The sequence below is a fragment of the Corynebacterium meitnerae genome (genome assembly GCF_027570075.1).
GTDB lineage: Bacteria > Actinomycetota > Actinomycetes > Mycobacteriales > Mycobacteriaceae > Corynebacterium > Corynebacterium meitnerae.
The window spans coordinates 13,746-40,186 of record NZ_JAKMUS010000009.1 but is presented as its reverse complement, the minus strand read 5'-3'; the positions used below and the strand labels follow the sequence as shown (position 1 = coordinate 40,186).

At 60.7% G+C, this 26,441-nt stretch carries 28 protein-coding genes and 3 pseudogenes; 21 read left to right on the top strand and 10 right to left on the bottom strand.

Translation table 11 applies throughout. The features are described from left to right. Window positions 1–23 precede the first annotated feature (23 nt). From L8U60_RS06790 to trhA, 3 genes are read left to right on the top strand one after another with little or no spacing between them, the layout of a single operon-like run. Complete coding sequence (locus L8U60_RS06790) at window positions 24–884, top strand: SDR family oxidoreductase (RefSeq protein ID WP_269965610.1); 861 nt, start codon at window positions 24–26, stop codon at window positions 882–884. After that, window positions 885–1,643 (top strand): spermidine synthase, encoded by a 759-nt coding sequence (locus L8U60_RS06785; RefSeq protein ID WP_269965609.1) that lies wholly within the window; start codon window positions 885–887, stop codon window positions 1,641–1,643. Then, entirely contained in the window at window positions 1,640–2,377 is a 738-nt protein-coding gene (trhA, locus tag L8U60_RS06780; RefSeq protein WP_269965608.1) for a PAQR family membrane homeostasis protein TrhA, read from the top strand. The genes L8U60_RS06785 and trhA overlap by 4 nt, the downstream gene beginning before the upstream one ends. A gap of 73 nt (window positions 2,378–2,450) precedes the next feature. On the opposite strand, the gene L8U60_RS06775 is transcribed toward trhA, so the two are convergent. Next, window positions 2,451–4,520, bottom strand: a complete 2,070-nt coding sequence (locus L8U60_RS06775; RefSeq protein WP_269965607.1) for a YhgE/Pip domain-containing protein — start codon at window positions 4,518–4,520, stop codon at window positions 2,451–2,453. Window positions 4,521–4,790: 270 nt separating this feature from the next. Between L8U60_RS06775 and L8U60_RS06770 the strand changes: the two genes are divergently transcribed. Together L8U60_RS06770 and L8U60_RS06765 are read left to right on the top strand one after the other, a co-directional pair. After that, window positions 4,791–5,870 (top strand): hypothetical protein, encoded by a 1,080-nt coding sequence (locus L8U60_RS06770; protein ID WP_269965606.1) that lies wholly within the window; start codon window positions 4,791–4,793, stop codon window positions 5,868–5,870. 14 nt (window positions 5,871–5,884) lie between these two features. Continuing rightward, window positions 5,885–6,571: a YoaK family protein gene (locus L8U60_RS06765; protein WP_269965605.1), complete on the top strand. Its 687-nt coding sequence runs from the start codon at window positions 5,885–5,887 to the stop codon at window positions 6,569–6,571. On the opposite strand, the gene L8U60_RS06760 is transcribed toward L8U60_RS06765, so the two are convergent. Next, window positions 6,572–7,081, bottom strand: coding sequence for a DUF1707 SHOCT-like domain-containing protein (locus tag L8U60_RS06760; protein ID WP_269965604.1), 510 nt, complete (start codon window positions 7,079–7,081; stop codon window positions 6,572–6,574). 327 nt (window positions 7,082–7,408) lie between these two features. Between L8U60_RS06760 and L8U60_RS06755 the strand changes: the two genes are divergently transcribed. From L8U60_RS06755 to L8U60_RS06745, 3 genes are all read left to right on the top strand, one after another. Further along, on the top strand, window positions 7,409–8,287 hold the full coding sequence (locus L8U60_RS06755) for an FUSC family protein (protein WP_269965603.1): 879 nt from the start codon (window positions 7,409–7,411) through the stop codon (window positions 8,285–8,287). Between the two features lie 141 nt (window positions 8,288–8,428). Further along, window positions 8,429–8,641, top strand: coding sequence for a type II toxin-antitoxin system RelB family antitoxin (gene relB, locus L8U60_RS06750; protein ID WP_269965602.1), 213 nt, complete (start codon window positions 8,429–8,431; stop codon window positions 8,639–8,641). Further along, window positions 8,641–8,796: a type II toxin-antitoxin system RelE family toxin gene (locus L8U60_RS06745; protein ID WP_269965601.1), complete on the top strand. Its 156-nt coding sequence runs from the start codon at window positions 8,641–8,643 to the stop codon at window positions 8,794–8,796. The genes relB and L8U60_RS06745 overlap by 1 nt, the downstream gene beginning before the upstream one ends. 104 nt (window positions 8,797–8,900) lie before the next feature. Here L8U60_RS06745 and L8U60_RS06740 read toward each other — a convergent pair whose 3' ends face one another. The 3 genes and pseudogenes from L8U60_RS06740 to L8U60_RS06735 all read right to left on the bottom strand — a co-directional run bounded on the left by L8U60_RS06740 (window position 8,901) and on the right by L8U60_RS06735 (window position 9,977). Continuing rightward, complete coding sequence (locus tag L8U60_RS06740; RefSeq protein WP_246816406.1) at window positions 8,901–9,080, bottom strand: hypothetical protein; 180 nt, start codon at window positions 9,078–9,080, stop codon at window positions 8,901–8,903. Between the two features lie 91 nt (window positions 9,081–9,171). Continuing rightward, window positions 9,172–9,276 (bottom strand): annotated as a pseudogene (locus tag L8U60_RS10850) (SMI1/KNR4 family protein); the annotation flags it as partial. A gap of 65 nt (window positions 9,277–9,341) precedes the next feature. Further along, window positions 9,342–9,977, bottom strand: a complete 636-nt coding sequence (locus L8U60_RS06735) for a DUF2625 family protein (RefSeq protein WP_070495364.1) — start codon at window positions 9,975–9,977, stop codon at window positions 9,342–9,344. Window positions 9,978–10,599: 622 nt separating this feature from the next. Between L8U60_RS06735 and L8U60_RS06730 the strand changes: the two genes are divergently transcribed. Both L8U60_RS06730 and L8U60_RS06725 read left to right on the top strand, forming a co-directional pair. After that, window positions 10,600–11,958, top strand: coding sequence for an SWIM zinc finger family protein (locus tag L8U60_RS06730; protein ID WP_269965600.1), 1,359 nt, complete (start codon window positions 10,600–10,602; stop codon window positions 11,956–11,958). Further along, window positions 11,958–15,209 (top strand): hypothetical protein, encoded by a 3,252-nt coding sequence (locus L8U60_RS06725; protein WP_269965599.1) that lies wholly within the window; start codon window positions 11,958–11,960, stop codon window positions 15,207–15,209. Before L8U60_RS06730 ends, L8U60_RS06725 begins: the two co-directional genes overlap by 1 nt. Window positions 15,210–15,361: 152 nt before the next feature. Here the strand turns inward: L8U60_RS06725 and L8U60_RS06720 are convergent, their stop codons facing one another. Next, on the bottom strand, window positions 15,362–15,865 hold the full coding sequence (locus L8U60_RS06720; protein WP_269965598.1) for a hypothetical protein: 504 nt from the start codon (window positions 15,863–15,865) through the stop codon (window positions 15,362–15,364). Between the two features lie 87 nt (window positions 15,866–15,952). Here L8U60_RS06720 and L8U60_RS06715 point away from each other — a divergent pair, with 87 nt between their 5' ends. After that, window positions 15,953–16,153, top strand: coding sequence for a hypothetical protein (locus L8U60_RS06715; protein WP_269965597.1), 201 nt, complete (start codon window positions 15,953–15,955; stop codon window positions 16,151–16,153). A 47-nt stretch (window positions 16,154–16,200) separates the two neighbouring features. Next, on the top strand, window positions 16,201–16,620 hold the full coding sequence (locus L8U60_RS06710) for an Imm44 family immunity protein (RefSeq protein WP_269965596.1): 420 nt from the start codon (window positions 16,201–16,203) through the stop codon (window positions 16,618–16,620). A 126-nt stretch (window positions 16,621–16,746) separates the two neighbouring features. Here L8U60_RS06710 and L8U60_RS06705 read toward each other — a convergent pair whose 3' ends face one another. Beyond that, the gene (locus tag L8U60_RS06705) at window positions 16,747–17,007 is read right to left on the bottom strand and encodes a HigA family addiction module antitoxin (RefSeq protein ID WP_420840170.1); all 261 of its coding nucleotides are present in this window, start codon (window positions 17,005–17,007) and stop codon (window positions 16,747–16,749) included. A gap of 34 nt (window positions 17,008–17,041) precedes the next feature. Beyond that, window positions 17,042–17,323 (bottom strand): type II toxin-antitoxin system RelE/ParE family toxin, encoded by a 282-nt coding sequence (locus L8U60_RS06700; RefSeq protein ID WP_269965594.1) that lies wholly within the window; start codon window positions 17,321–17,323, stop codon window positions 17,042–17,044. A 135-nt stretch (window positions 17,324–17,458) separates the two neighbouring features. Between L8U60_RS06700 and L8U60_RS06695 the strand changes: the two genes are divergently transcribed. The 5 genes and pseudogenes from L8U60_RS06695 to L8U60_RS06675 form a co-directional block, all read left to right on the top strand. After that, window positions 17,459–17,704 carry a ribbon-helix-helix domain-containing protein gene (locus L8U60_RS06695; RefSeq protein WP_269965593.1) on the top strand — a complete coding sequence of 82 codons (246 nt, stop codon included), beginning with the start codon at window positions 17,459–17,461 and terminating at the stop codon, window positions 17,702–17,704. Window positions 17,705–18,123: 419 nt separating this feature from the next. After that, window positions 18,124–18,402: pseudogene (locus L8U60_RS06690) on the top strand (VOC family protein); the annotation flags it as partial. A gap of 216 nt (window positions 18,403–18,618) precedes the next feature. After that, the gene (gene cmtR, locus L8U60_RS06685; protein WP_034662574.1) at window positions 18,619–18,978 is read left to right on the top strand and encodes a Cd(II)/Pb(II)-sensing metalloregulatory transcriptional regulator CmtR; all 360 of its coding nucleotides are present in this window, start codon (window positions 18,619–18,621) and stop codon (window positions 18,976–18,978) included. Next, window positions 18,975–20,867, top strand: coding sequence for a heavy metal translocating P-type ATPase (locus tag L8U60_RS06680; protein WP_269965592.1), 1,893 nt, complete (start codon window positions 18,975–18,977; stop codon window positions 20,865–20,867). Before cmtR ends, L8U60_RS06680 begins: the two co-directional genes overlap by 4 nt. A gap of 354 nt (window positions 20,868–21,221) precedes the next feature. Next, window positions 21,222–21,468, top strand: a pseudogene (locus L8U60_RS06675) (LLM class flavin-dependent oxidoreductase); the annotation flags it as partial. A gap of 46 nt (window positions 21,469–21,514) precedes the next feature. On the opposite strand, the gene L8U60_RS06670 reads toward L8U60_RS06675, so the two are convergent. After that, window positions 21,515–21,904, bottom strand: a complete 390-nt coding sequence (locus L8U60_RS06670) for a heavy metal-responsive transcriptional regulator (protein WP_269965591.1) — start codon at window positions 21,902–21,904, stop codon at window positions 21,515–21,517. A gap of 98 nt (window positions 21,905–22,002) precedes the next feature. Between L8U60_RS06670 and merA the strand changes: the two genes are divergently transcribed. From merA to L8U60_RS10845, 4 genes are all read left to right on the top strand, one after another. Continuing rightward, window positions 22,003–23,427, top strand: coding sequence for a mercury(II) reductase (gene merA, locus L8U60_RS06665; RefSeq protein ID WP_269965590.1), 1,425 nt, complete (start codon window positions 22,003–22,005; stop codon window positions 23,425–23,427). Continuing rightward, window positions 23,424–23,774, top strand: coding sequence for a hypothetical protein (locus tag L8U60_RS06660; protein WP_269965589.1), 351 nt, complete (start codon window positions 23,424–23,426; stop codon window positions 23,772–23,774). Before merA ends, L8U60_RS06660 begins: the two co-directional genes overlap by 4 nt. A 191-nt stretch (window positions 23,775–23,965) precedes the next feature. Then, window positions 23,966–24,355, top strand: a complete 390-nt coding sequence (locus tag L8U60_RS06655) for a peptide chain release factor I (protein WP_269965588.1) — start codon at window positions 23,966–23,968, stop codon at window positions 24,353–24,355. A 236-nt stretch (window positions 24,356–24,591) separates the two neighbouring features. Next, window positions 24,592–24,990, top strand: a complete 399-nt coding sequence (locus tag L8U60_RS10845; protein WP_338026473.1) for a type IIL restriction-modification enzyme MmeI — start codon at window positions 24,592–24,594, stop codon at window positions 24,988–24,990. Between the two features lie 162 nt (window positions 24,991–25,152). Here L8U60_RS10845 and erm read toward each other — a convergent pair whose 3' ends face one another. Continuing rightward, on the bottom strand, window positions 25,153–26,007 hold the full coding sequence (erm, locus tag L8U60_RS06650; RefSeq protein WP_269965587.1) for a 23S ribosomal RNA methyltransferase Erm: 855 nt from the start codon (window positions 26,005–26,007) through the stop codon (window positions 25,153–25,155). Between the last annotated feature and the right edge of the window lie 434 nt (window positions 26,008–26,441).

The following is a 26,441-nucleotide window of genomic DNA, read 5'->3' as shown; positions in this document are numbered from 1 at the left end:
TTTTTAGTTTTAGTGTTGAACGCATGTGGAACCCATTTGCAAAGCCCTTTCATGAAGACCTCAGCGAAACCCCGTACGTCAAGCCCGCCGACTTTGTAGCGGACGCGACCCAGCGTCCAGCAGCGTTCATCACCGGTGGCGCGTCCGGTATTGGTAAGGCAACAGCTCAGCGCCTGCTCAACCTTGGCTGGACCGTCGGCTCCTACGACGTGCAGGAAACCACGTGGGGCACAGACGACATCCCTGAAGGCCAGCTCATCACCGGCCACCTCGACGTGACAGACCGCGCCAACTGGGATGAGGCGCTGGCGGACTTCACGGCAAAGACCGGTGGCCGCCTGGACTTCCTGTTCAACAACGCTGGCATCATCATCGACGGCCTGCTGGTGGATCAGCCGGAAGACAAGATCCGCGCACTCTTTGACATCAACTGCCTTGGCGTCACCTTCGGCGCGCAGGCTGCCCACCCGTACCTCAAGGCGACGAAGGGCGCGGTGATGATCTCCATGTCGTCCGCGTCCGCCATCTTCGGGCAGCCGGAGATTTCCACCTACTCGGCCACCAAGTTCTTCGTCAACGGCATGACGGAGGCTTTGTCCGTCGAGTGGCGCAAGGACGATATCCGCGTCCACGACATGATGCCGCTGTGGGCCGCGACCCAGGTGGCCAACGTCAATGCCCAGTCCGTGAAGAGCATGGGTGTGAACCTCACCCCTGGTGACATCGCGGATGAGACCATCAAGGTGCTCTACTCCAAGCAGCCGTGGATCAAGTACGTCCAGCACCACGCGGTGAGCCTCACTGACCGTGTGCTCAAGTGGCTGCGCAAGCCATTCCCGGATCCGATCGCGCAGCTGCTCATGCGTTTCGTGGCTGTCTGGTAAATGGCACGCGGAAAGCCCCGCTCACCGAAGAAACGGATCATTGGCACCTACCCGGTGGATACCGGCACGGTGGACATCGTCGCCGATCCGTTGCGTGACGGGGCTTTTGTCGTGGAGCTCAACCGGGTTCCGTCGTCCTATGTTGTGCTCGGCGCGCCGCGCGTGCTGGGATTCGACTACATGGAGTGGATCGCCTCCGCTGTGCGAACGCATTTTTCGCTTCTCTGCGCCTCCCCCACCACCCTCCTTCACCTCGGCGCCGCCGGCTGCTCCCTACCGCGCTTTTGTGCGGACGTGTGGCCGGAGTCAAACAACATTGTGGTGGACATCGACCGTGCCTTGTGCGAGCTCATCGCCACCACATTTGATCTGCCTCCGCAGATTGCGTTTAGGTACGGCGATGCTGGTGCGGCTGTTGATGCCATGCCTGCCGGTTCCGTCGATGTCATCATCCGGGACGTGTTTGCGGGCCCGACAACCCCGGAGCATGTTGCCTCGCCGGCGTTCTACCGCGCTGCTGCGGCTGCTCTTGCTCCTGGAGGGATCTATCTAGCGAACGTCGGCGACCGCGTGGGACATCCCGTCTCCGCGACGGAACTGACGGGGATGGCTGAGGTCTTCGATGAGGTGGGCATAATCGCCACCCCTGAGGTCTTAAGTTCCCGGACCTACGGCAACGTCGTGGTGTACGGGCTGCGCGGTGATTCGTCTCTCACCTTGCCTGATGCTGACATCCGCGCCCTACAATGGCGGGCATGACCGTCACCAGTGATGCGCACGATACTCAAAGCTCACAGAACTTGCAGAGCTTGCAGAGCTCTCAAATCCAGAAGATCCGCTGGATCGCTGACCGCGGTGAGCGCCCCCTCGTGCGTGGCTGGGCGCACCTTTTTGCGGCGCAGGTAGCCACCATCGCTGCCACCGTCCTTATCACCTACTCTTGGATGATGCGCCCGTGGTGGGAAACCTTGGGCATAACCATTTATGGGCTTGGCCTCACCGCGCTGTTCACGGTCTCAGCAACGTACCACCGCTTCCCCTGGCGCACCCAGCGTGGCGTCGAAGGGTGGCGGCGCGCGGACCACTCGATGATCGCCGTCTTCATCGCCTCCACCTACACCCCCATGTGCGTCATCGCGCTGCCGCCAAGAATGGCGGCGATCACCCTCACCGTTGCGTGGGGCGGTGCACTGGCCAACGTGGCCCTGAAACTCCTGTGGCCGGGGCACCCGCGGTGGCTCTCCCCCATCATTTATGTCGGGTTGGGGTGGATTGTTATTCCGTTGATCCCCACGCTCCTGCGCTCCGGAAACAGTGCCGTGCTGTGGCTGCTTTTCGCCGGTGGCGTTCTGTACACGGTCGGCGCTGCCATCTACGGCTTCAAATGGCCCGGCCGTCAAGCCCGTTATTACGGCTACCACGAGCACTTCCACACGCTGACCATCATCGCCGCGATAACGCACTTCGTGGCTATCTGGCTCCTGGTCACCTAAACAAGACGCAAAGAAACCGCGACCCTCCCCGAAAGGAAGACCGCGGTTTACTTCTAGCTAAACGCTCCAGCGCTTAGCCACGGGAGAACACCGACTCCAGTGGCTCTTCACCTTCGCGGATCTCGCGAGCGTATTCCTCACGCTGCTTCTCGTTCTCGTTCGGGTCCTGGATGTGCAGGGCCTTGCGGCGTGCGTCGTAGATGACCACGGACGCACCCACTGCCACCAGACCGGAGACAACGAGGACGATGAATGCCAGCCAGAATGTGCCGTCGTAGATGCCATCGACAGAGCGGACGAACAGGTTGCGTGCGTGGCTCATCGGGTGCAGCGGGTTGAGGGCTGCGAGTGGCGCCGGGAGCGTGGACAGCGGCCATACTGCGCCGGCCACGAAGAGGCCCATGGCGAAGAAGCCGACGTTGAACAGTGCACCCACAACACGTCCGAAGAGGATGCGGAAGAACTGGAAAATGGACGTGCCAGCTGCGTCGATAAGCAGCAGAGCCAGGATCGCAACGATCCAGCTGCTCGGACGCCAGCCCAGCGTGATGGACACGAAGCCCAGCAGCGCCGTCAGCGCCACGTTGATGCCGAACATGCGGACCCATGCACTCATGACCGGGCCGACTGCACCGGAGGCCTTGTGGCGGCGGCCAATCGCGTGCGGCAAGAGAATGGAGACCACTGCCATGAGCAGGAAGTTGATCACGACGAGACCGAGGATAGAGAAACCACTCGACGGCTTCTTCACAGTCGGGTCAGCCGGGTCCACCACAACCTGCGTCGGGTGGAGGTTTGCTTCCTGGAAGAGGATCGGCACAGCGATCTGTTCGGAAGACTGGTCCAGGGACTTGACGGAAGGTGCACGCTGAGCACCGTCACCAAGCTTGGTGGACAGTTCGTCTAAACCATCCTTCAAACGACCAATACCGTCTTCGAGCTGCGCACCACCGTCGACCAGCTGGCCTGTGCCGTCGGTGAGGCGGGTCGTGCCGTCGCGGAGCTGGTTAGCACCATCAGCCAGCTGATCCGTACCGTCAGCCAGACGGTTCGCACCATCCACCAGGCGGTTCAGGCCGTTGCGGTACGGCATGTTCGGATCCGCCAGGTTCGCGTACAGCTCACCGGTACCTGCGCTCAGACGCTTCAGGTCATTCACCAAGTTCTTCTCGCTGCCTGGCAGGAAGCGACCGAGGGAGCTTTCAATCTTGTTGGCCTGCTCATGCAAACCCATGGCGCGCAAGGAATCAATCACCGGACGCAGCTGTGCTACGCCACCCTGGACACCCTCCAGCACGGGGATGAGCGTGCCGGTGAGCTGGTTCACGCCCTCGTCAATCTGGCGCGCACCATCAGCCAGCTGGTCAGTACCACCACTGAGCTGGTGCAGGCCGTCCTTGAGCTGGTAAGCACCATCGTTCAGCTCGGTGGTACCGGGTACGAGGCGGCCGGTGCCGTCGTGGAGCTGGTTCGCACCGTCGTCAAGCCGATTGATGCCGTCGATCGCGCGGCCGGCACCGTCCTGGAGCTGGCCCACACCGTCGTCAAGCTGCTTGGAGCCATCAGCCGCGGCGCGAATACCGTCGCCGAGCTCGTTGATACCCGACAGAACCTCTTCCGCGTAAGTCCGGGAGACCTCAGCGGCGACCTCTGCCTGGATCTGCGGAACCAGGCCTGCGGTCAGCACAGCACCGTTGGTGCCGTTGTAATCGTTGAAGTCAATGAGGATCTCTGCCTGCTTCGGCTCCGGATCAATCACGGTGACCACGTTCTCAGAGAAGTTCTCCGGAATCGTCACAGTGAACAGGTACTTCCCTTTCAGCAGGCCGTCGCGGGCTTCCTCCGCGGAGACTTCCTTGAAGTCGAGGTAGTCGCGCGAGGTCAGACCTTCAGCCACCTTGTCGCCGAACTTCTCCAGCCCTGCGCCCTCACCGCGGTCAACACCCTTATCTTCGTTGACCACAGCGAGGCGAGTTTGCGGGACAGACCCCGTCGGATCCCACATCGCCCACATGAACAGTCCAGAAAAAAGAAGCGGGACCACAAGGGCCAGAATGATCAACGTACGTGCCGTTGTGGAGAAGGGACGCCACATCAAGAGACGCTCAAGGCGACTCATCTTCTCCGTGCCTTCGGTGCTCAAACGATTACCTCTCTTTCGTCACCGTCCAGCCATCATGTGTTGCAGAACACATGCCGTCTAGACGTGATCAAGATTACTTTGTAGAGGAATATAGTATGCCCACGCCAAGAATGAAGAAGTATCGGGCTAAAAATTTTCAGCGTTTCATAGATTTCTCCTTTCTTGATCCCCACAAACACCCGTTCATGCTGGTGACACGGATGAGCACCCCCACCCCCACCTTCCTGACACCTGAGAACTCACTGAGCGTGTCGTGATAGTTTCAATCGCATGACAATGCGTTTTCCCGTCGCGGTACTCTCCGCCACCATGCTCTTTACCCTCAGCGCGTGCAGCAGCGACTCCTTGCCGGAGCCAGGCGCGCAATCCAGTTCAGAGAGCACATCACAAGAGCCTTCGCTTGACGACGCCACCTGGGCCGCCACCTACCGCTCCATCCTTGCAAACCCCGGCGAGTACCCCGTGAACCCCGCTGCCCGCTACACCCCGACCGGTGAATACTCCTACGCCCTCGTGGAAGCGAACGGCGGCGGCGACCCTGAACTGCTCTTGGCCGTGGAGGGCACGGAGTTCAACCCGGTGATCGTCTTCACTACTGATGGTGCGGAAGACGGCACAGCCACGGCGTCGACTGAGAACCTCATCTTCGGTGTCGCCAGCGCTGGTGGCGCGCGCAGCCGCCTGGAATCTTCTGCCGCCGGTACCGGTGTCTACCAGGTAGATTCACGTTCCACCTCGCCAACGGCAACGTCGCAGAAATACACCCTCGACGGCACCGGTCTGGCCAAGAGTGGCCCATCCGAGGATTTTGACAACATGACAATTCTCCCCGACCACCAAGTGATCAAGTGGACACCGTCGACCGACACGTCGGTGCTGAGCGAAGGCCTTGCAGGTTCCATTGCCCCTGAGGGCTTCATCCCCGGTGGCCGCAACGGCACGGATCTCGTGGATTTGTCCGAATTTGAGGGCGGACCGTCGAAGGAGCGCAGCGCCTCCGGGGACACCGTCACGCTCAACGGTGTCATCCGCGCGTGGTCGACGGAGGAAGCACTGCAAGGCCGCCCGGCCCCTAATCCGGAAGACCCGAACAACGTCTACTACGTGATCATCTTTGACAAGCCCGTGGAAATCACCGGTATGAAGGCGGGGTCGGACTACACCCAAGTCAATGACTTCGGCGTCGTGGGCAAGAAGGAACGCCAGAGGGATGATAGTGCGGAGTGGGAGCCGTACGTCGGCAAGCGTGTGACGCTCACCGTTCCCACCAAGACCTTCATGTACCCTTCCGATACCTCTCTCCCACTCGGCGGGCTCATGCTGAAGCCGTCCAAGGTGGAGGTCAAGTAAAGGCAACGATGTAGATGAGCGCAATGAGGGATTACCGCCGAGGCGAACACGCCTTGGCGATCTATCTGTCGTCGATCACCGGGTTCGTGGACACGATCGGCTTTATGTACCTGGGCGGCTACTTCTTGTCATTCATGTCGGGCAACACCACGCGCCTGACCGCCGCGGCGAATGCAAGCCAGTGGGATGTTGTCGCGATCGCCGGTGGGCTCATGCTTACGTTCTTAGCTGGTGTGGCTGCCGGCGCGTTCATCAGCCAGCTTGGCCAACGCTACCTTCCGCGCACCCGCACCCGCGAGGCCGTCCTGCTATTCGTGTGCGCGATGTCCGGCGTGTCCTCCCTCTTGCTGGTGCTTGGGCACGAAAGGGCGTCGGTCTACTTCCTCGCGTTCACCGTCGGCGCAATGAACTCCACGTTTGAACGCGGCGGCGAGGTCTCCATCTCCCTGACATACATGACGGGCACCCTGGTCAAGATGGCCCAACGTTTCGTCGCCGCGCTCTTCGGCGGCCCCCACAGCGCGTGGCTCATGAATTTTGCGCTCTGGTCTTCACTCGCGTGCGGCGCATTGCTCGGCGGCCGCTGCTACGTGGTGTTTGGTTTGAAGTCCATTTGGGTGGTCACCGCGCTGCTCTGCGCCGGCACCGCCGCGGCACTGATCAACCGTCACCGCCGGCGTGTTCGCGGGCTGCCGGTATAGCTACATCCCCAGCTCTTTGCGCCGCTCTTTCTCAATGCGCAGGCGCTCAGCACGGGAGAGCCGCTCATCTTCCATGATCTCCTCGAGGACCTCATCCTCTTCGTCACTGATCCCGTAGAACTCATACAGGCCCCACGACGCTAGGCCTGCGATGGGAAACACCACCCAAAAATAATCCCAATCAAGCGCGAAGAGCCCGACGAAGAACACCACCATCGTCAGCGACCACAGCACACCAAGCGCGCGGTCGAGCTTCTTCTTCCGCACCAGCATGTCGTCGAGTTCGGGAGTGCTTATCGACGTCTCCTCCCCACCCGGCATATCCCCAAACAACGCTGCCAGATCGGCTCGCGTCCGTGCCACCGCCGCCTGTGCCGTGCGTTCCTCGAACTCCGACAGGTCAAGGTAGCCCTTGGCGAAGTGATCCCCCAGACGGTCAAGCGCCGCAGTGCGCTCCTCATTTCCTACGCGCACCTTGGATGGGTCGGATGGATCGATGCCTTCTGCCACGACGTGTCCTTCTCTTACTTGGTTGGTGGGCTGCGTACCAATATATAGCTGTGCTCTTGGTGTCACCGCCTCCGCGACCACGGTCTCAACCGCTGGCCGTTACAGTATCGCTTGCACCGCAATCATGAGGGATGGAGGCTACGTTGCGTCATTTCAGTCCACTCTTCACGATGGGCCCTGCGCAACGCGACCACATTCCCGCCTTCCGCACCGCACTTGGCGTGGCCATCCCGATGTTCACGCTGTTGGCGCTCGGGCGACTTGATCTTGCCATTTACGCGAACTTCGGCCTTTACCGGCGTGTATGGCCGGCACACTACGCGCAAGGTGCGTCTGAAACACCACATTCTCTCCGGTATCGCGCTCACCCTGATGGTGACTCTCGGCGCGACCATCGCGTGGTTTGGGCTCAGCCCGTGGGTCTTATTGGTGGTGACGTCCATCGCGTCGTCGATATGGGCGACGATCGCCTTGGCGACGAATATGAAGCCGACGGGTTCCGTGTTCATCATCTTCTCCATCGCCGCCGTCGGCTCTTTGAGCAACCCGGTTCATCCGCTGCTCGCCTGTGCTATCGCGGGTGGTGCGGCCTTGGTGTGTCTCCTGCTGGGCCAGGTCTCTCACCTCATCGGTGAAGGTCCTGGCGGGGATGCCAAGAAGGACGAGGTCCCCACCCGCACCCCCGACGCCGGCCGAGTGCCGCGCCAACGCCTTGTGGTTGAGGCCAGCCGTTTCTTCTTCGCCCCGCTTCTCGCTGGAATTCTGGGGCTGATGTCGGTGGCGCTTTTTGATTCGCTGTCCCACTCCTACTGGGCCATGGTCGCCGCCGCCGCTCCCCTGGTGAACTCTCGGTTCAAGATGCAGTATTTCCGTGCCATCGAGCGCGTCCTTGGCACGCTGACCGGCATTGCCGTCACTGGCTTCCTGCTGTCACACTCGCTGCAGGGCTGGCAGATCGTCGTATGGATCATCATCCTGCAATACCTGACTGAGATGTACGTGACCCGCAACTACACCATCGCCGCCAGCTTCATCACCCCGACAGCACTGCTGATGGTGCAAGTTGTCGACGACGCCCCAGTCGTCCCCATGCTGCTTGCCCGCACCGCCGAAACCATGCTCGGTGCAGTGGCCGCCCTGACGATCATCGCTGTGGGATATGCGCGCACAAACCCCACCGTCTTTTCGCGGCGCAAGAAGGCCTAGCGGGAGGGCTGACGCTGGCGGGGCGGAGCGCGGAACGTTAGTTGCACGCCTCAAAGTCTTAGGCACTACCCTCCATGCACACCTTGTCAGCGGCCCACGAGCCTGAATACACTGTATTCAGAGCAGTGACAAGGAGAAACAATGAGCACAATGACAGTGCGCATGAGTGATCAAGATGCTGCACTCGTGCGCAAGTTCGCACAGTTCGAGGGCGTCACCGTCTCCGAATTCGCCCGCACCGCCATCTTGGAAAAGATCGAAGATTCCTACGACCTCCAAGAACTTCGCGAAGCGATGGCACACGACTCCGGCGAACGCTTCAGCATCGACGAAGTGCTCGCTGAACTCGACTAATGCCACCTCAGTCCAGCACCTACCGCGTTGAGTTGACCGCGCGAGCACGCAAGCAACTCAAGAAGATGGACCGCTTCGACGCCAAGATCCTGGCAACATGGATCAAGAACAACCTCGATGGATGTGCCGATCCACGCGCCTTCGGTAGGGAGTAACCGCGAACCATTCGGGGTGCTCCGAAACTCACCCATGTTCAGTATCCGTTCTCGAGCATGCACGTATCCACACCGCTCCGGTTCGGTTCCGATTTAGACGAGCGTTACTCGTCGAAAAGCAACTCGATCGGCTCCGTTTCCCGCGATTCGTGGTCCCAGACATAGAAGTTGTCATCGCCAGGCAGGAGAACAATCGCGTTTCCCTCCTGATCCTCTGCGACGACGATGGCTTCCTGCGGAAATCCGTCGGCCTGGGAACGCCACGTTTCGGTTTCCTTGACCACGTGATTCGCCGAACGTGAGAGACGGCGACGGTCTGAATCGTCGTATACCGGATAGAGGAACCAGTAGCCCTTCGTCGGCGTCGTCGATTTCGCCGCCGTTCTCCAACATCAGGCGCTGCCGCAAGACGTCTGGGAAGGTGCGGCCCAATGCTTCCTCAGCAGCGCGGATTCGTGATTCTTCAACGGGGAATGCCATGCGCGCAGTCTATGCGAAACCCAGCCCCCGCTACAGGAATCTTGGTCCTACACCTTGCACCGACCCTAGCGTGACTCAGTGCCCAGTAACTCCCGGATGCTGACAACCGACCTCGACGCCTTACTTACGTCACTGCCCTCAACGGTGGACGGCGGCGGGTAGAGGGCAATGCCCTGTGACAACGCCAACTGTGCCACCTCGTCTTGCCAACCAGGCCAGCGCAGTCCCTCGAAGACCACCTCTAGTCCGCCGCCCAGCATAGCCGCAAGAAACGCCGAGTAACCGCCACCGAGCCCATCCCATGTAAGGGTGTCCGGACCGAAGTAACAAACCTCGCCAGGCGCAATGCCCAGCGCACCGCCGTCGATAGCAAAGAGGCCTCCTAGGACATCGTGCCCGACGACGAGCGCACCGGGTGGTGCCGAAACGGGGCCGCTCAACCCGTTCGCTTCAGTGATGCTGGGCAAGTCCTCACTGCCACCGCCGTACAAACGCACCCAGCCGTGGTCGGCGACGATGCCGCCAGTGTGCAGTGCGACGGCCCCCATCGGCGACGCGGCGGTGACCTGCAATCCCCACAGCGAGTGGCGGCCTCGCTCTGGATCGACGGGCAACACGACAGCGTCGGATTCGGCTAATGCTTTCTGAAGATGCGGCCAGGCCGGATCGTCGACGGTGATGAGGCTTTCGATGTCACGCATTGGGGTTCCTTCGGGTGTAGTGGTCACATATCCAGCTGAAGGGCTGTCTTTTCTTCGTCGATGATGCTCGGCTGCCGGGCCGTCGCTCATTTCGTAGGTGGGCTCGGGGCGAGTGCTTTGGACGGCTTTGCCGGAACGTTTGCCAAATATTCCGAACATGTCGTTCTCCTTGTGAATGGATTCGGGCGACACTTGGAGCAGAACTCTAATCGACGTAGTTCAAACGTGCTCGACGAATACCAACCCCGACCCATCACCTACCGCGTTGGGTTCAACGTGCGAGCACGCAAACAACTCAAGAAAAGGGACCGCCCCGAGGCCAAGATCTTGACTACATGGATCAAGAACAACCTCGCCGTATGCACCAATCCACGAACCTTCGCTAGGGCGTGACCGCGAATCGTTCGGGGTTGCTCCGAAAATCCCTCGCGTTCTGGATCCGTTTCGAGCATGCGCGGGCCTTCACGAACCCGAACGTACTCAAGGAAACTGCAGCGAAAAGGTACTTATTGTGGGCTTCAGCCAAGCCATCACAACCATCCGGCAACCTCACGCGAGGTCACGTAAGCTGAGCGGTAAATACGGCTTGCCACTGACAAGGGGCACTGGCTTGGAGGACTAAATGGTAAGGACCTTCTCCAGAGAAACCACTCTCGTAGATGACCGGCTGACGCTCGCACTCGCGCCCGGGCTAGAGCCTGATGGTCTTAACGCGTCCCCCAGTTTCTTCCATGGATTTGCAACCCACCCGCAGGTGCTCGCACGCGGGCTCGTAACACTCGCAGACATCACCGCCACCCGCTATTACAACTTCACCCCGATGGCGGAGCGTGACCCGATTCTTTCCGCACACGGCGATCGTCTGCGGGCCGAGTGTTTCTCGGGGTGCAACGCCGTCTACGCGTGCTTCGAGGTGATGGGCTCAGGCCTTGACGGCGGTGACATCGGGCGTGGCACGACCAACGTCGACATCGGCCCCACGTCCAGGGTGATGCTGTCCAATCTGCCGCGCCACGAACTTCTGCATCTCGACGTCGGCGCAGAGGGTCTGCGGGCGGCGACGCTGACGACGTCCACGGTTGAGCGTCCTGTGACAATGCCGTTACGCTGGGTGCCTGCACTAGGCAACGCGGCGCAGACGCAGCAAGGCTTCGTCGAGGCGTTCCGGGTGCCGGCCTCGGGTGCACGCCGATTCCTTGCAGGATTGCCCCCTGCGAGCTCGTCCGGGCACTCAGCCTGGCTGTCCTCATCCCGTGGTGCGGTAAAGGTCAGTGCGGTGGCGACGCCGGGAGCGGTGCTGGTCAGTGGTCTGCAGCGGCTAAGCGCCCTAAAACGGCTGTTGCCGCACACGCAAGGGCTCGTCGTCCACGGCCCCGCCGACGAGTACACCGTTGGAGCAATGATCACGCTGCTGCTTCCGGACGCTCGGCTCACCCTCGGGCTGACTGATAAAGAATGGCGCGGGTACTCCGGCGAAGGCTCACTACTGGCCTCGCTGGCCGAACCGAACGTCATGGAAGACGCCGACCTGGTGAGCGCCATGTTGGCTTTTGAGCCGATCATTGATGTACACCGCCTTGCCAAGGACACCGCGCTTCCCGAGTCTCGAGTGAAAGCCGCTCTGGCAGTGCTCGCGGCCTCTGGCCGCGTGGGGTGGGATGTCAACGACCAAGCCTATTTCCACCGCGAACTGCCAGACACGCCCGAGCGGGTGGAAAAGGACAATCCACGGTTGACCGCAGCGCAGAAGCTCGTGTCCGCTGGCGCCGTGCGAAGCGCTGGTTCGGATGCCTGGACCGTCACATCGGGTGACGCTGAATACGGCGTGCGGCTCGGCCCCGATACTGACGTCCCCGAGAAGGGCGCCACCTGCAGTTGCACCTGGTATCTCTCACATGCAGGCGACCGTGGGCCATGCAAGCACGTTCTCGCCGTAATGCTGACGCAATCGACCAGCCCCACCGAACGACAAGGACTCTAATGACAGTGAATCCGAGGCTGCATGAGGCCGTTGAAATCTTCCGCGAATTAGGTTGGGACAAGGCTGATGTCGCCGATGCGCCAACGCTGCCGCTAGGCACGAAAGAACAACAAAAAGCGGCCGTCGCCGGACTAAAAACCGGTAACTGGGGTGAGTACGGGAGAATCAGATCCAACTATATCGGCTGGATCAGCGCGGTGAACGTGAATGAAACCATGCTTGCCTTGTTCGCTGTGCGCCTCGGCGTGACCCCGCCCAGGGCAGTGTCGCTACTGCAGTACACCGACGATGTTGTTTTGGCTAGATGTGTTGCCCAACGCGGAGAGGCTTACGCTGCCACATTCATCGATGAGGTGTGCATCCCTCTCCTGAGGGCGTCTGAGTACTCCCTGTCCGCACATGGGGAGGCCGCCGTCCGGCTGGTATGCGAGATGGGACTACCCGTCCCAAACAAGGTCGGCTACCTCCAAGACTGGTCCATCGTTGCGCTTGCGGCCCTGACCGGCGACGTTGCCGGAATCGCATGGCCAGAAAAACACGTGCTCCCGACTCTTGAAGAACTGCGTCCTTCGTTTGACCAGCACTGGCAGGCAGTGCTCCGTTCGGGAGTAACGATGACGGGGTCCTTCGGCAAGCTGCTTTCCGCTGCGGTCAAAGCAGGGCTAATCGAGCGCGACGCGGGATTAGAGCAGTTTTTCATGTCGTTGGATGCGGCGGCGCGTCCAGGTGACCGCAAAGAGCTCACGTCGTTGATCATGAACGACATTGCGGTGACCGACGATGAACTGGTCTCCCGCGTCGACGCGCTGATCTCCGTCCTAAGCCACGGTGAAGGGCCGGTTGTCGAGGGCTTCGGTCCTCGGCTGATTGCGAATGTGGCCGACGATCTGGTGGGCGAAGTAGCTCTGGCGTGCCTCTATGCGAAGACGAAGAAGGCAGTGCGACACGTGTTGACCGCCTTGAAGCAGCGAGACTTTCCCGGGAAGCCGAGTGCTGAACTGCTATACGAGAGGCTGAGTGAACTTGCCCAGTCGCCGGACAAGGCCACGGTCAAGCTGGCTGAAGCGGTGCTGACACATTGGAACATGAGCCCCGCAGCCCCAAGCGACGAGCCCGTGATCACCGGACTGTGGCAGCCAACTCCGCAGCTGTGGGACGTCCCAAGATTTGAGGTGGGTGAAGTCACCCCGGAGGCGTTGACGGAAGCGCTTCGCGTGTTGAAATCTCGCGGTGACGTTGTTCTGTTCGGCCTTGACGCAGACCGGTTCCTGGCACTGGCGGTCGCGCTGGCGAACCACAGCCTAGATGACACCCGCAGGGCGCTGCGTGGGATCTCGGCGGTGTACTGGGCAGACGCCGTCCGCAACTGGTTGGCGGACGAACCGGCACGCCCTCGTTGGCGAACAGGAGGCTCCCTGTGGGACATGCATCTTGAAGGCGCATTGGACCACCTCGGACAGATTCCTTGCCTGCTGTCGCAGCCATCGCGGGTTGATCTGAGTGTCGAGTTCGACGATCTCGTTGCGTCCTTGGAAAAGTATGCGGCCGCGGGCGTCCCAGTGCTGCAAGCTGACCTGGTTTTGGCGCTAGCTCGCTTGGACGTGACGAAAGCGGATGCCAACGCGAACCTGCCCGAGGTCCCGGTGAAGTTGCTAGACGGCAAGCAGCTGGTTCGCAGCGCAGCCCGAGTAATCACGTCCTACTTGAAGAGGCCATTCGTCATTCCAGAGGCACCTTCTACCTTGTCAGATCACGATGACAGCTTGGTCTGGCCCAGATCATTGGTCGGGTTGAACCGCAAGATGAACCTGGAAAACCGGATCGGGGCCTATTTCGGGGTGTTCCCCAACTGGGGTGACGCGCTGAACGTCGAGCTTCATCGACGCGATCCGCATGTGGCGTCAATCATGGCCCGGCAGCTGGCTCGTAGCGCCAAGCCACTTGAGCGCGGCGCGGCGGTGAACCTGCTTGCGGTCCAGCGTCACGGCCGCCCGGAGCATGCCACGGAGTCAGCGTTGGCGTTGCAAGAAGCCTGGGAGCGCGGGCTGATGGTGCCCGGTGTAGCCGATATCAACTACCTCGACTGGGACGGGCAGCTGCGCAACATCGGATCATTCGTCGAGTCATTGCGCGAGGCAGCGGACCGCGGCATGTTGTCAGTTGTCTGGCCACTTTTGGATGACGTGCTCGTCGCCTCTGCCAAAACCCCGCGGATGTTGGCAGGCACCGCCGAGGCGGCTCAGGCGATGCAGGACTACGTCGGCGAGGTGCTGGCTGCGGTCAGCTCAGGTGTTGCACCGGCGTCAGCATTGGAGGTGCCGGGGGTACGCGCGCTCGCGGCTCGGAAAGGTTCTTCAAAGGCGGTTGACGCGGCTAGGGGCGTCGTCAAGCAACTGCCCGACCGGCAGGTGGAACCTCCGCAGCCTGCCACGCCTGCGCTCGACGTAGCGCTGTTCGAACGGATCTGGCCGACAGCGGCCGGGACCAAGCCGAACATCCCGGATGGGGCGACGTATTCGCTGCGCGAGGCAGGTTCGAACACAAAGCAGCCCCACCTGCAATTCGACATGGTTGTTCCCAGCTACCCGGCGTCCGTATTCGAGATTGAAAGCCTGACCAGAGAGTTCCTTGAGATCCGGGAAGAAAGGCAGGCCAGTTCCAAGCGCGTGAACCAGGACGAGCCGGAAGGCAAGGAAAGCTGGCTCTATTGGGACGGCAACGCCCTGGTTGCAGATGATTCCAGAAACCGGAGCGAGGCTACACCTGAGCTTTCCGACGCGCTTATTGCGGTATTGATCGCTTACACAGGGGTTCGCGCCGACAACGTCCACCAGAAGCGGGAATGGGCAGCGGAACGACTACAAGAATTGGCCGAAAAAGAGGCGTACGGCTCCGCTGCTGTGAAGGCCGCCACGATCGGGTTGCTGCCGTACCACGAGGTGTGGAGCCCGGCGCGGGTGGTGTACACCCTGGAAAAACAGCCTGAAATGCTGCCGTTCCTGTGGCCAACGTTGAGCGAACCCCTGTGGTTCGCCGGAAACCAGGAGACGGTACCCACGTGGGTGAACCGTGTCCTCGACGTTGTGACGCTGCACGCCGAGATCCTGCTCGAAGCCACCCGCCGGGGCTACGTCCCGGCTAACGCGTGGGACGGCATCGGTGCGTTGGCAGCGAAGAAGGGCTCGTCTGCAGCACTGAAGAAAGCCCGAGTGCTGGCCAAGTCCTTCGGAACAGTCACGTCCCTGGGGTGACTGGAAACGCCCTTTCGGCGCCACAGCTCCCGAGAACCCCGATACTTCCGTTTTGGTCGATGCCGTCAAGGACGCCCACACCCGCGCACTTGCCACAGGCGTCGACATCGCGCCTCCGCTAACGACCGTGAGCTGATACCAAGCTGCAATCTTTAAAAATAGTTGAAGGGAAACCTCTCACGCAGTTGCGGATGGATGCTGTTCAGAAGGTCCGAAACTTCCTGCTCGTGTTCATCGATCTCCTGCCCCTCGTCAAGCTTCTCCTCCAGCTCCGACAACAGGAACCCCATCCTGAGAAAACCAGTGAAGTCGATCTCCAGATCGAGGAAGCTCTCTGGCCCTCCGTACTCCCCCTGGTCGTGATCGAAAAAGAACACTGTCTTGCGCCGTGCGCTCAAGAACCACTCATCGCCCTGCCCCGACTGCCCGATAAGCAACAGATCTTCGGGCAAACCATCGCCACGTGCTCGCCGATTCCACTCGAGCACCTTCTGATAGCCATACAGAACAATGTCCGGCGTGATACTTACCCCGGCATAACGATGAATGAACTCGGTGTACGTTGCATCGATGTCAGGGATCTTGCCTTTGTTTTTTATGGCGGGATCAAGCTGCTCAAGAGAACTAAAAAGCTCGTTCGGATCAATCAACTTCATGATTTTCCCCTACTCATCCGTGACTGGAGGCTGATCGACGAAAACCACTTCGACGGGCTGAACCCCAGTGAGTTCGCGGTTCCAAAGATGGACGGCATCGTCGCCCGCCAGCATAACAAGGTCGGTGCCGGACAGAGCTTCCTCGGCGGCGCGGATACGATTGCCAACGGCAAGATGGCAACGGCGCACTACTACGCATGTGTGGATAAAACGTCTCCGCATTGCCCCCCTCGGCAACATAAAGTACTGCCCAATAGAACGAATATCCTGATAGCCGACCAACATTAACCAAATTCGGATCGGTAAGGCACAAAAGACACCAAGGAAAACACAAAATGAGACTGTGGAATTCCGCTGAAGCAGAGCACACTGTAGGGCACGCATACAGCACGATTGCGAATGAGATTGAGAAAATAGTTAATTCATATATTGAGGACAAACAGTTTTCTGATGCATATGAAGACTGGTGCTGGGCATACATTGCGATCCTAGAAGGACCGATTATGCAGGAAATGAAGCTTCCCGAGGTTGTACGCCGCAACAATAAACAAAAGGATTTAGAGTTTCGACTGAAAATCGACTATCAGTCTTTCCTTGATGGCGACCATAATCGGCAACTCGGACTAATTATCGATTCCTTGAATCGCTGCTTAGACCATCCAAAAATGACGAAAACGTGGAAAGTACCCGAAAGCGACATAGCCATTCTAAAACAAGCGCTACAGGCAGCAGAGCAAGAATTAAGGCAAGATTAAAGGCTGTCCGAGCGCTCATAGCGGTCGGTAGGCAGCCGAATAAACACTCCCAAGAAGCACTGAGGTTCGCTAGAAGCACAGGCTCCAAAGACGGAACTCATCATCTTTTGGATTGAAAAAGCAAAGCTACGCCGAGGCAGCTTGCAGCGGCTGGATCTGCTCAATCTCGGCGAGGATTTTATCCTCTGCCACATCCAAGTCATACTGCGCTTGCAGCCCCAGCCAGAATTGCGGGCTCATCCCGAAAAACTTCGCCAAACGGAGCGCGGTATCGGCAGTAACAGCGCGCTTTCCGTGGACGATCTCGTTGATCCGGCGAGGGGGGACGCCGATAGAAACAGCAAGCTTATGCTGCGTAATCCCCATCTCCTTGAGGAAGTCCTCCATGAGAATTTCACCAGGGTGTACTGGTGGAAGCTTGTCAGTGATAGTCAACGATCTCGACCTCCTCTGGACCAGCTGCCGTCCACCGAAAGCAGATCCGCCACTGGCTATTGATGCGAATACTGTGCTGACCCCGCCTATCCCCTTTCAATACCTCGAGACGGTTTCCCGGCGGAATCCGCAACTCTTGAAGGCTCTGCGCGTAGCCAAGCTGACGCAATTTACGCAGCGCCACTGAGTGGATGCGGGAATCGATCGAGGGCACACGTTCTCGATTCCACAAACGCTCAGTGTCCTTGTTGGCGAATGACTGGATCATGCTTCACCCTATCCCCCATAACGTGAAGCGTCAATAACGTATCGCGTTAAACGTTAAATTTAAACTCGACGGAGCGTCGAACGGAAGTAACCTCACCCTAGCCGATAGAACCATTTCCGTATTACGATTGCTGTCATGAAAACTATCAACGGGCAACCAGTCAGCGAAGAGCAAATCGACGCATGGGTAGCCGAAGCTGAGAACGGCTACGACGTGGAGACGCTTCGTCGTCGAGGCAGGAAACCTCGTGGTGAAGATGCTGCGAAGGTTATCTCTATTCGACTCTCCCCTCGCGAGATCTCGAGCCTCGATAAGTATGCAGCTGCCAACGGATGGTCACGGTCTCAGGCAATCCGCGAAGCTTTAAAGAACGCCATCTAGACATGGACGTACGCCGTAGCGCCACGAAACACGGCATCAAGCCTGAGGACTCAGTTACTGCCGCGACAACAGGTTGTGTTTTTAAGGCCCACTCGACGAAGAGCACCCTCAACGGGAATTACGCCTGGGGTTCGACGGCTCAATGAGGCTGATCGAGCTCGTCATTCCCATCTGGGACGACGGCACCGAAACGATCATCCACTCGATGAAGGCGCGCAAACACTATCGCAGCCTGCTCGACTAGTCACGAATCGCTTCAAAGAAACCCGGTGAACTTCGCGGATACAGTAATCATGCGCTCGCCAGGGCATTGCATTTGTCGGATCCCATCCTCACAATGAGGGGCCATGATTAATGTCAATCTCACGATCCGGCAGATCACCTTCGACTGCCACGATCCCTCATAGCTCGCTGAGTTCTGGTCCGCTGCCACAGGCTGCGAAATCGCCGCAGATTACGGGGACTTCGTCATGGTTGATTCCACTCCGGCGCTGGGATTTCAGCGTGTACAGGATCCCACACCCGGGAAGAACCGCATGCATATCGACGGCTACGGGGCTGACCGCGAAGCCCTGGCGGAACGGCTGAAGGGGCTAGCCGCAACCGAACTCGGTACCCACGAGGCGACGGGATTGGTATGGACCGTCATGCAGGATCCGGAAGGCAACGAGTTCTGCGTGGGCAACCCCGAAGCCTAGCTACACATTGAACTTGAACTCCACGGTATGTAGTTGCAAAGTTACTTTCTCGAGAACCTCGCCGCCCACGTCGCTCCCGCGTTGGGTGGCAGCCGAACCACAAAGGATCAGTCATCTGCTATCCCATCGACTAATTCTTGCAGGTCGCAGGACCTTCGCGTAACTGTCAGTTCAGCGCATTTTGAATAGTTCAGCACACGATGTATTGTTCAGCACATGCTGACCATTGCTTCACGCCTCGACGTCATGAACCGGCTCGGCCGGGCCATGGCGGATCCGACGCGCTCCAGAATCCTGATGACACTACTCGACGGCCCGAGCTACCCGGCCGTGCTTTCGCGCGACCTGGACCTGACCCGCTCGAACGTCTCGAACCACCTGACCTGCCTGCGCGACTGCGGCATCGTCGTCGCCGAGCCGGAGGGCCGCAAGACACGCTACGAAATCGCCGATCCGCACCTCGCGGCAGCGCTCAACGCGCTGGTGAACGCGACGTTGGCTGTCGACGAAAACGCCCCGTGCATCGACCCTGAATGCTCGGTGCCCGGCTGCGGCGAGAAGGGAGCGGACGCATGAGCTCGGCGTGTGGATGCGCACATGAACCCGCCACAGAGATCGAAGAACTCGATCGGCCATGGTGGAAGGACCCCGAGTTGCTACTGCCGATCTTCTCCGGCGTAGCCCTCGGCATAGGCCTGGCGCTGGACTGGTCCGGGGTAGAGACACCCGCGACAGTACTGTTCTGGGTCGGCCTGCTGCTAGGGGCGTATACGTTCGCGCCCGGCGCTATCCGAAACCTTGTCACGAAGCGCAAGCTCGGCATTGGTTTGCTGATGACGATCAGCGCGGTCGGCGCGGTGATCCTTGGCTTCGTCGGAGAGGCCGCGGCGCTAGCGTTCCTGTACTCGATCGCTGAGGCACTGGAAGACAAGGCGATGGACCGGGCCCAGGGCGGACTGCGGGCACTGCTGAAGTTAGTGCCGCAGACCGCGACAGTACTGCGCGACGGCACGGCGGTCGAGGTCGCAGCGAAGCACCTCGTGGTTGGCGAGCTGATGCTCGTGCGCCCCGGGGAGCGGATCGCCACGGACGGCATCATTCGGTCTGGACGTTCCAGCCTTGACACCTCAGCGATCACCGGAGAATCCATTCCGGAGGAGGTCGCGCCCGGCGACGAAGTGCCCGCGGGAGCAATCAACTCCGCCGGTGTACTGGAGGTCGAGACGACCGCAGCTGGAACGGACAACTCGCTGACCACACTCGTCGACCTCGTCGAGCAGGCGCAGGCGGAGAAGGGTGACCGCGCCCGGATCGCCGACCGAATTGCCCAACCCCTAGTGCCCGGGGTGATGATCCTGGCAGTGCTGGTCGGCGTGATCGGCTCGCTGCTGGGTGACCCAGAGACTTGGATCACCCGTGCGCTGGTGGTCCTGGTCGCAGCGTCGCCGTGCGCGCTGGCAATCTCCGTGCCGCTGACGGTCGTGGCCGCGATCGGCGCGGCCAGCCAGTTCGGCGTGGTCATCAAGTCCGGCGCGGCGTTCGAGCGACTCGGCGGCATCCGTCACCTAGCGGTGGACAAGACCGGAACCCTTACCCGCAACCAGCCCGAGGTTAACGGAGTGGTCCCGGCAGAGGGATTCGATCGGGCTCAGGTGCTTGCTTTCGCTGCGGCAGTTGAGCAGCAATCGACGCACCCCCTCGCCGCGGCGATCGCGGCAGCTGAGCCCGAAGCACCCGCCGCCCTGGACATCAGCGAGGAAGCCGGACATGGCATCGGCGGCACCGTCGAAGGCCGACGCCTGCTGGTGGGCAGCCCCCGGTGGATCGACGCCGGGCCACTGAAGGCAGACGTTGAGCGCATGGAATCCGAAGGCCAGACCTGCGTCCTGGTCACCGTCGATGACACCCTCGCCGGAGCGATCGGCGTCCGCGACGAGCTGCGGCCCGAGGTGCCCGAAGCCGTGCAGACCCTGCGCGCCAACGATGTGGAAGTGAGCATGCTCACCGGCGACAACACTCGTACCGCCCGGGCGCTGGCTGAAATCGCCGGAATCGACGACGTGCGCGCCGAGCTGCGCCCGGAGGACAAGGCAAGCATCGTCGCCGAACTCTCCTCCAAGACGCCGACGGCGATGATCGGCGACGGCATCAACGACGCGCCGGCACTGGCGGGCGCAACGGTGGGCATTGCGATGGGAGCAACCGGCTCTGACGCCGCGATCGAGTCCGCTGACGTCGCCTTCACTGGCCACGACCTCCGGCTGATCCCGCAGGCGCTGCAGCACGCCCGCCGAGGCAGCAGGATCATCAACCAAAACATCGTGCTGTCTCTGGCCATCATTATCGTGTTGATGCCACTGGCGATCAGCGGTGTGCTCGGCCTGGCCGCCGTCGTGTTGGTTCACGAAGTCGCCGAAGTCATCGTGATCTTGAACGGCCTGCGGGCTGCACGAGCGAAACGCTGAGGCTGTGACCGGCAAGTCTTATAAGAGTTAAACCACGCGCCGAGCGCACACACGTTGGACCAGGCGAGTCATTCGAGTTCACCACCTGGTCCTTCTCGGTGCGTGCAGGCACGGGAACTGTGGGTGAACCTAATAGTTCAACGGCCCGATACCGCTTGCAGATTCTACACACGAGGTAGCGGAATGGACCGAGGCCGAACGAAAACCGGAGTTAGAGACAGCGCTCTTAAACCTACCCCCCCAATAACGCGAAACGTCATTAACGCTCCGCGTTACACGCTAAATTTGAACTCCACGGTATGTCGTTGCAAAGTTACTCCCTCTCGTTAACACCATCAAAAGGAGTGTTATCCAATGAAAGCGTTCGGCTTCTTAAGCTTCGGGCATTACGCCTTCGGCAGCTAGTGCGGGCCATCTGCGGAAAAGATCGCCAAGACTCGTCTGGAGATCACCCAGGCTGCGGACGAAATCGGCGTGAACAACGCGTCCTTCCGAGTCCACCACTTCACGCTGCAGGCCTCCGCCCCGATGCCGCTGCTGTGTGCTATCGCTGCCACCACCAAAAATCATCGAGGTGGGCACCGGCGGCATCGACATGCGCTAGCGCATATCGGGGTTGTAGCGTTTGAGTCATTGACTCCCGCCGTCTACAAGTACCTACACACTTGATCGGTGCTGCACGTTTCAGGATCCGGGTGCGCGGCGTCCTTGCTAAGGTCCGCGATAGTGTCGCGCAGCACGGAGAGCTGCGCGATCTGCTGCTCGATCTCAGCGAGGCGCACGTCAAGCAGGTCGCGCACGTGCTCGCAGGGCGCATGGCCGCCGTCGCGGATGTCGAGGATCTGGCGGATCTGGGCGAGGGTGAGGCCCGCGGCCTGGCCGCGGTGGATGAAGTCGATCCGAGCGACCGTCTCGGGCGCGTAGTCGCGGTATCCGGACGGCGTGCGCTCGGTCGGGGGCAGAAGGCCCTGTTCCTCGTAGAAGCGAAGGGTCTTCGCGGTAGTGCCCGCCCTCTCGGCGAGTTCTCCGATCCACATTGCTGTCTCCCTCCGTGGCCGCGCTTGACCTTCCCCTGCACTGGAAGGTCCAGTATGGCTGAGACAGAGCAGAAAGCCAAGAGTTGACAGGAGTAGCGATGCCTACGAAGTACGATCTCGCCATCATCGGATCGGGAGGCGGCGCGTTCGCCGCTGCGATCCGCGCCAGCACGCTCGGGAAGTCGGTGGTGATGATCGAGCGCGGGACGCTCGGCGGCACCTGCGTGAACACGGGCTGCGTCCCGTCGAAGGCGCTCATTGCCGCGGTCGGCGCGCGGCACGTCGCGGTCGACGCCGCAACCCGGTTCCCCGGGATCGCGACGACGGCGGATCCCGTCGACATGCCCGCGCTGATCGCTGGGAAGCAAGCGTTGGTGGAGTCGCTGCGCGGCGAGAAATACGCCGACGTCGCCGACTCCTACGGCTGGCAGGTCCTCCGCGGCGACGCCTCGTTCGTGGGCACCCCTGATGCGCCGGTTCTCGATGTTGCCGGATCCGACGGAAGCGTCGAGACCATCGAGGCCCACCACTACCTGGTCGCGACTGGTTCTCGCCCGTGGGCACCGCCGATCGACGGCCTGGAGGAGACCGGATACCTGACCTCGACCACGGCGATGGAGCTGACGGAGGTCCCCGAGTCGCTGCTGGTGCTCGGCGGCGGCTACGTCGCCCTAGAGCAGGCGCAGCTGTTCGCCCGCCTCGGCTCGCAGGTCACGCTGCTCGTGCGGTCCCGGCTCGCGTCGAAGGAGGAGCCGGAGGTGTCCCGGACACTGCAGGAGGTGTTCGCCGACGAGGGCATCCGGGTGGTCCGCCGCGCGGTGCCGACCCGGGTGTCCCGGGACGCGGCGACCGGGCAGGTCGTGGTTACCGCGGACGTGTCCGGCGGCTCGCAGGAGTTCCGCGCCGACCAAGTGCTCGTCGCCCTCGGACGCCGTCCCGTCACCGACGGCTTGAACCTCGATGCGGTCGGGGTGAAGACCGGGGACTCCGGCGAGGTGGTCGTCTCCGACCGGCTGCAGTCCTCGAACCCGCGGGTCTGGGCCGCGGGCGACGTGACCGGGCACCCCGAGTTCGTCTACGTCGCCGCCCACCACGGCACCCTCGTCGCCGAGAACGCGTTCGCCGACGCCGACCGGTCCGTCGACTACGCCCGCCTACCGCGGGTGACGTTCACCGGGCCCGCGATCGGCGCGGTCGGGATGACCGAGAAGGACGTCCTCGCCGCGGGGATCCGCTGCGACTGCCGCGTCCTGCCCCTGCACCACGTGCCCCGCGCCTTGGTGAACCGCGACACCCGCGGGTTCATCAAGATCGTCGTGAACGCCGAGACGAACGAGATCCTCGGCCTGACCGCCGTCGCCAAGGACGCCGGGGAACTCGCCGCCACAGGCGTCCACGTGCTCGGCAAGACCATCGCCGAAGTAGCCAACACCTGGGCCCCCTACCTGACCATGGCCGAGGGCATCCGGATCGCCGCGAAGGCCTTCACCACCGACCCGTCGCTGCTGTCGTGCTGCGCATGAACGGCAACACAGGCAATCGGGGAGATCTCATCCTGAAGCAGACGATGAGCGCCGATCAGGACCGCGACGAATGGCGCGCCGGTCCCGTCGTCGCTGCAGTGACCGGGCTGCTCTTGCTGGCATGCTGCGCGCTTCCGTCGCTGCTCTGCTGCGGCCTGCCGTTCATCGCGGCGGGCGGAGCACTTGCAGGCGTCGGTGGGCTCCTCGGTAATCCCTGGATCATCGGTGCCGGGACCGCCGTCGTGATGGCCGCCATGGCGGGGATGCTCGTCAGGCTACGGCGGCGGCACCGGCGCCGCAGGTCCGGCTGCTGCGAAAATCCTTCGACCGCTGATCGGAACCGGTAGTTCGAGGGATCCAGCGATCACTGCCACCGACGGAGGCCGCTGAAATCGAAGCCCGACGGGAGAAGGAGGAGCAAAAAGCGTTCGAATCAACCGGTGACGAGGATAATACTGAGGCTGGATCCCGGCCGTCGCGACGCGGTCTCCGCTTCCGCCGAGACGAGAAAGGGTTGTGGGCACCTAGGCTGGGCGGCATGAACGACCTGACCATAGCGCCCGGCCCGGGGATCCCCGACGGTGCGGTCATCGCCGCCGATCTCACGGAGCGTTTCGCGAAATCGTCGACTCCAGGCGGCCAGGGCGTCAACACGACGGACGGCAAAGTCCAGCTTTCCATCGATGTCGCCGAATGCGCATCGCTTACCGACGCCCAGCGTCACCGTATCTCGCGCAACCTCGAGCACCGCCTAGACGGCTCCGTCTTTACCGTGACTGCGTCGACTCAGCGGTCTGTGTTTCGCTCCTGGTCCTCTCGCTTGCACCTGCGACACAGCCTCGTGTCCCCGGGCCGTAGCGTTCGGGGGAGCACAATAGCCCCAGTCCTCATCACGTCCCGGGATCAAAGAGTTCATCGCAGAGGTTAAGCACTACACGTTGAACTTGAACTCCACGGAGTGTCGGCGATAACTAACCATTTGATGCGCGCGTGCGGAAGTAGCAACGAAATACCGCTAAAACAGAAAACATATGGGGTGCACAGAAACACATACAGGTTCTGCGGAAAACTTATAGGGTGCGTCGCTAAAAAATCGCTGTGCGCGAAAAACATTAAGGGTTTACGGACCCGGTCCCAGACCCCTCAATACTCTGAGCCGGAAGAATGGAAAGTGGAAGGTTGATATATCCCCACTATTCATTTTTCCGTTCTTCGGAGTACATCGGGAGCTACTCCTTCGGACCAGCTCTGTGTGAACTAAATGAGAAGGCGCAGCAGCGAATCATCGACGCTGGACAGTTGGTGCTGCGGGCACGCGAGCGACACCCCGAGCGGTCACTCGCGGAGCACTACAACCCGTTAGCGATGGACCAAATTCTGCTCAAGGCTCACGACGAATTGGACCGAGAAGTAGATAAAGCTTCGGTGTGGCACGCAAACGCACCAACGAGCGCCAACACCGGGAGCTACTGTTCGCCAGCTACGGGTAGTTGGCGAGGGGCTATGTCTCCTCGCTTCCATCAAAATCGAAACCACCAGCAGGGTCGTCCCCCGAGCGGGTAATTTTGATCGGCCCCGCTGCTGGGTATAGAACCCTGTCGCCGGCAACGCCGGGAACTATGACTGTGCCCGACGAGAACACGTCACTGTCATAACGCGGCTCACGGTAGACCAGCACTGGTCGTCCACTACTACTGGTGGATTTCGGTTTGGGTGGCGGGGGGATTAACGCCGCCGGCCTCGTTTTTTGCGTTGAGGAGGGCGTTGACTACTTCCCGATTGTGAAATTGGCCGATGGTGCGATGGAGAGGAACCAGTCACCTGAAAGAGATCGATCCAGTCGCTGGTGCGCAATCTGGGGGGTAGGGTTGCGGGGTCGATTCCTCGCGAGCGCAACCATGATTGTGTATCTGAACGTGATGAAAACAACCCTGCCCTTCGGAGAATTTCCCCTATCCCGCGTCCCCGGGCGGTGAAAACGGTGTGCACCATAGCCTGAAAGGCTTTGCGCTGCTCTATCGGGATCTTCGGGTCACCCACCCGGCGGATCACTAAGATCCCCCCGTCAACGTTAGGCTGTGGACGGAAAGCAGACCTTGGTACTCGGGAACCAAGGTGAAACGTGAACCATGGGGACCACTGAGCCGTCATCATCGTGCTTGCGCCTACCCCGGCCCGGCGGCGAGCGACTTCCCACTGCATGAGGAGTACAGCGTCAGTCCATGCCGGCGCATGCAACAACTTTCGAAGAATGGCAGTGGTGAGGTGAAAGGGAATGTTTCCCACAATGACGCAGGGAGTGGCGGGTAACGGGAATTTAAGGAAATCATCATGGACCACTTCGACCGACGCCGAGGCGGTCTTTTTTGTGAGTTTGGCAGCTAGTTTTGTGTCCACTTCAACTGCCGTTATTGCCCTCCCCAAGCGGGATATCGGGTGAGTGAGGGCACCGCTTCCCGGCCCGATCTCGATGATGGGGCCGGAGGTTTGTTTTACAAGATCGACGATGGAGTTGATGATCTTGTGGTCTGTGAGAAAATTTTGGCCATGTTCGTGACGGCCGTATCCGTATGTAGACATCAGGTGTGCTCCGTGGAGTTGAAACGGAGCCGGGCATGGCAAATGGCCGCCCGGCTAAAGGACCGGAGCGGTTTTTGACCCGCGGGAGGGAGAAAACCGCCTTAGCGGTTGGTGAGCGGCCGAATGAAAACGGAACCTGAAATCAACATGGGTCTATAGTATCAAATTAATTTAGCAGGGTGCAATACGGTGAGAAAGAAGACAACCGCACCGCAATAGTGCAAGACCTCTCTGGATTGGAATTTGTCCTACCTTCGGGGCGTCATACAGACGCCACTAGCGTATTTTGTCTCTGGGCAACGAGGGGGGAGTTACCCCCACCTCAGGATGTTTTTAAGGTGCACCCCTGATTGCGCTGTGGTGCGGGAGTAATTTTGCCCGACCGATCGGACTATCCACCGACGTGGGGCGGGTAGTTCGAGGTCCCAGCAGAT

Coding starts and splice junctions, on each gene's coding strand:
- L8U60_RS06735 (WP_070495364.1), bottom strand. CDS start 9,977: ATGCGTGACATCGAAAGCCTCATCACCGTCGACGATCCGGCCTGGCCG.
- L8U60_RS06680 (WP_269965592.1), top strand. CDS start 18,975: ATGAGCTCGGCGTGTGGATGCGCACATGAACCCGCCACAGAGATCGAA.
- L8U60_RS06725 (WP_269965599.1), top strand. CDS start 11,958: ATGACAGTGAATCCGAGGCTGCATGAGGCCGTTGAAATCTTCCGCGAA.
- L8U60_RS10845 (WP_338026473.1), top strand. CDS start 24,592: ATGGAAAGTGGAAGGTTGATATATCCCCACTATTCATTTTTCCGTTCT.
- L8U60_RS06765 (WP_269965605.1), top strand. CDS start 5,885: ATGAGCGCAATGAGGGATTACCGCCGAGGCGAACACGCCTTGGCGATC.
- L8U60_RS06745 (WP_269965601.1), top strand. CDS start 8,641: ATGCCACCTCAGTCCAGCACCTACCGCGTTGAGTTGACCGCGCGAGCA.
- cmtR (WP_034662574.1), top strand. CDS start 18,619: ATGCTGACCATTGCTTCACGCCTCGACGTCATGAACCGGCTCGGCCGG.
- L8U60_RS06700 (WP_269965594.1), bottom strand. CDS start 17,323: ATGATCCAGTCATTCGCCAACAAGGACACTGAGCGTTTGTGGAATCGA.
- L8U60_RS06770 (WP_269965606.1), top strand. CDS start 4,791: ATGACAATGCGTTTTCCCGTCGCGGTACTCTCCGCCACCATGCTCTTT.
- L8U60_RS06715 (WP_269965597.1), top strand. CDS start 15,953: ATGGACGGCATCGTCGCCCGCCAGCATAACAAGGTCGGTGCCGGACAG.
- L8U60_RS06705 (WP_420840170.1), bottom strand. CDS start 17,007: ATGGAGGACTTCCTCAAGGAGATGGGGATTACGCAGCATAAGCTTGCT.
- L8U60_RS06790 (WP_269965610.1), top strand. CDS start 24: ATGTGGAACCCATTTGCAAAGCCCTTTCATGAAGACCTCAGCGAAACC.
- L8U60_RS06710 (WP_269965596.1), top strand. CDS start 16,201: ATGAGACTGTGGAATTCCGCTGAAGCAGAGCACACTGTAGGGCACGCA.
- L8U60_RS06785 (WP_269965609.1), top strand. CDS start 885: ATGGCACGCGGAAAGCCCCGCTCACCGAAGAAACGGATCATTGGCACC.
- trhA (WP_269965608.1), top strand. CDS start 1,640: ATGACCGTCACCAGTGATGCGCACGATACTCAAAGCTCACAGAACTTG.
- merA (WP_269965590.1), top strand. CDS start 22,003: ATGCCTACGAAGTACGATCTCGCCATCATCGGATCGGGAGGCGGCGCG.
- L8U60_RS06660 (WP_269965589.1), top strand. CDS start 23,424: ATGAACGGCAACACAGGCAATCGGGGAGATCTCATCCTGAAGCAGACG.
- relB (WP_269965602.1), top strand. CDS start 8,429: ATGAGCACAATGACAGTGCGCATGAGTGATCAAGATGCTGCACTCGTG.
- L8U60_RS06695 (WP_269965593.1), top strand. CDS start 17,459: ATGAAAACTATCAACGGGCAACCAGTCAGCGAAGAGCAAATCGACGCA.
- L8U60_RS06720 (WP_269965598.1), bottom strand. CDS start 15,865: ATGAAGTTGATTGATCCGAACGAGCTTTTTAGTTCTCTTGAGCAGCTT.
- L8U60_RS06670 (WP_269965591.1), bottom strand. CDS start 21,904: ATGTGGATCGGAGAACTCGCCGAGAGGGCGGGCACTACCGCGAAGACC.
- L8U60_RS06655 (WP_269965588.1), top strand. CDS start 23,966: ATGAACGACCTGACCATAGCGCCCGGCCCGGGGATCCCCGACGGTGCG.
- L8U60_RS06730 (WP_269965600.1), top strand. CDS start 10,600: ATGGTAAGGACCTTCTCCAGAGAAACCACTCTCGTAGATGACCGGCTG.
- erm (WP_269965587.1), bottom strand. CDS start 26,007: ATGTCTACATACGGATACGGCCGTCACGAACATGGCCAAAATTTTCTC.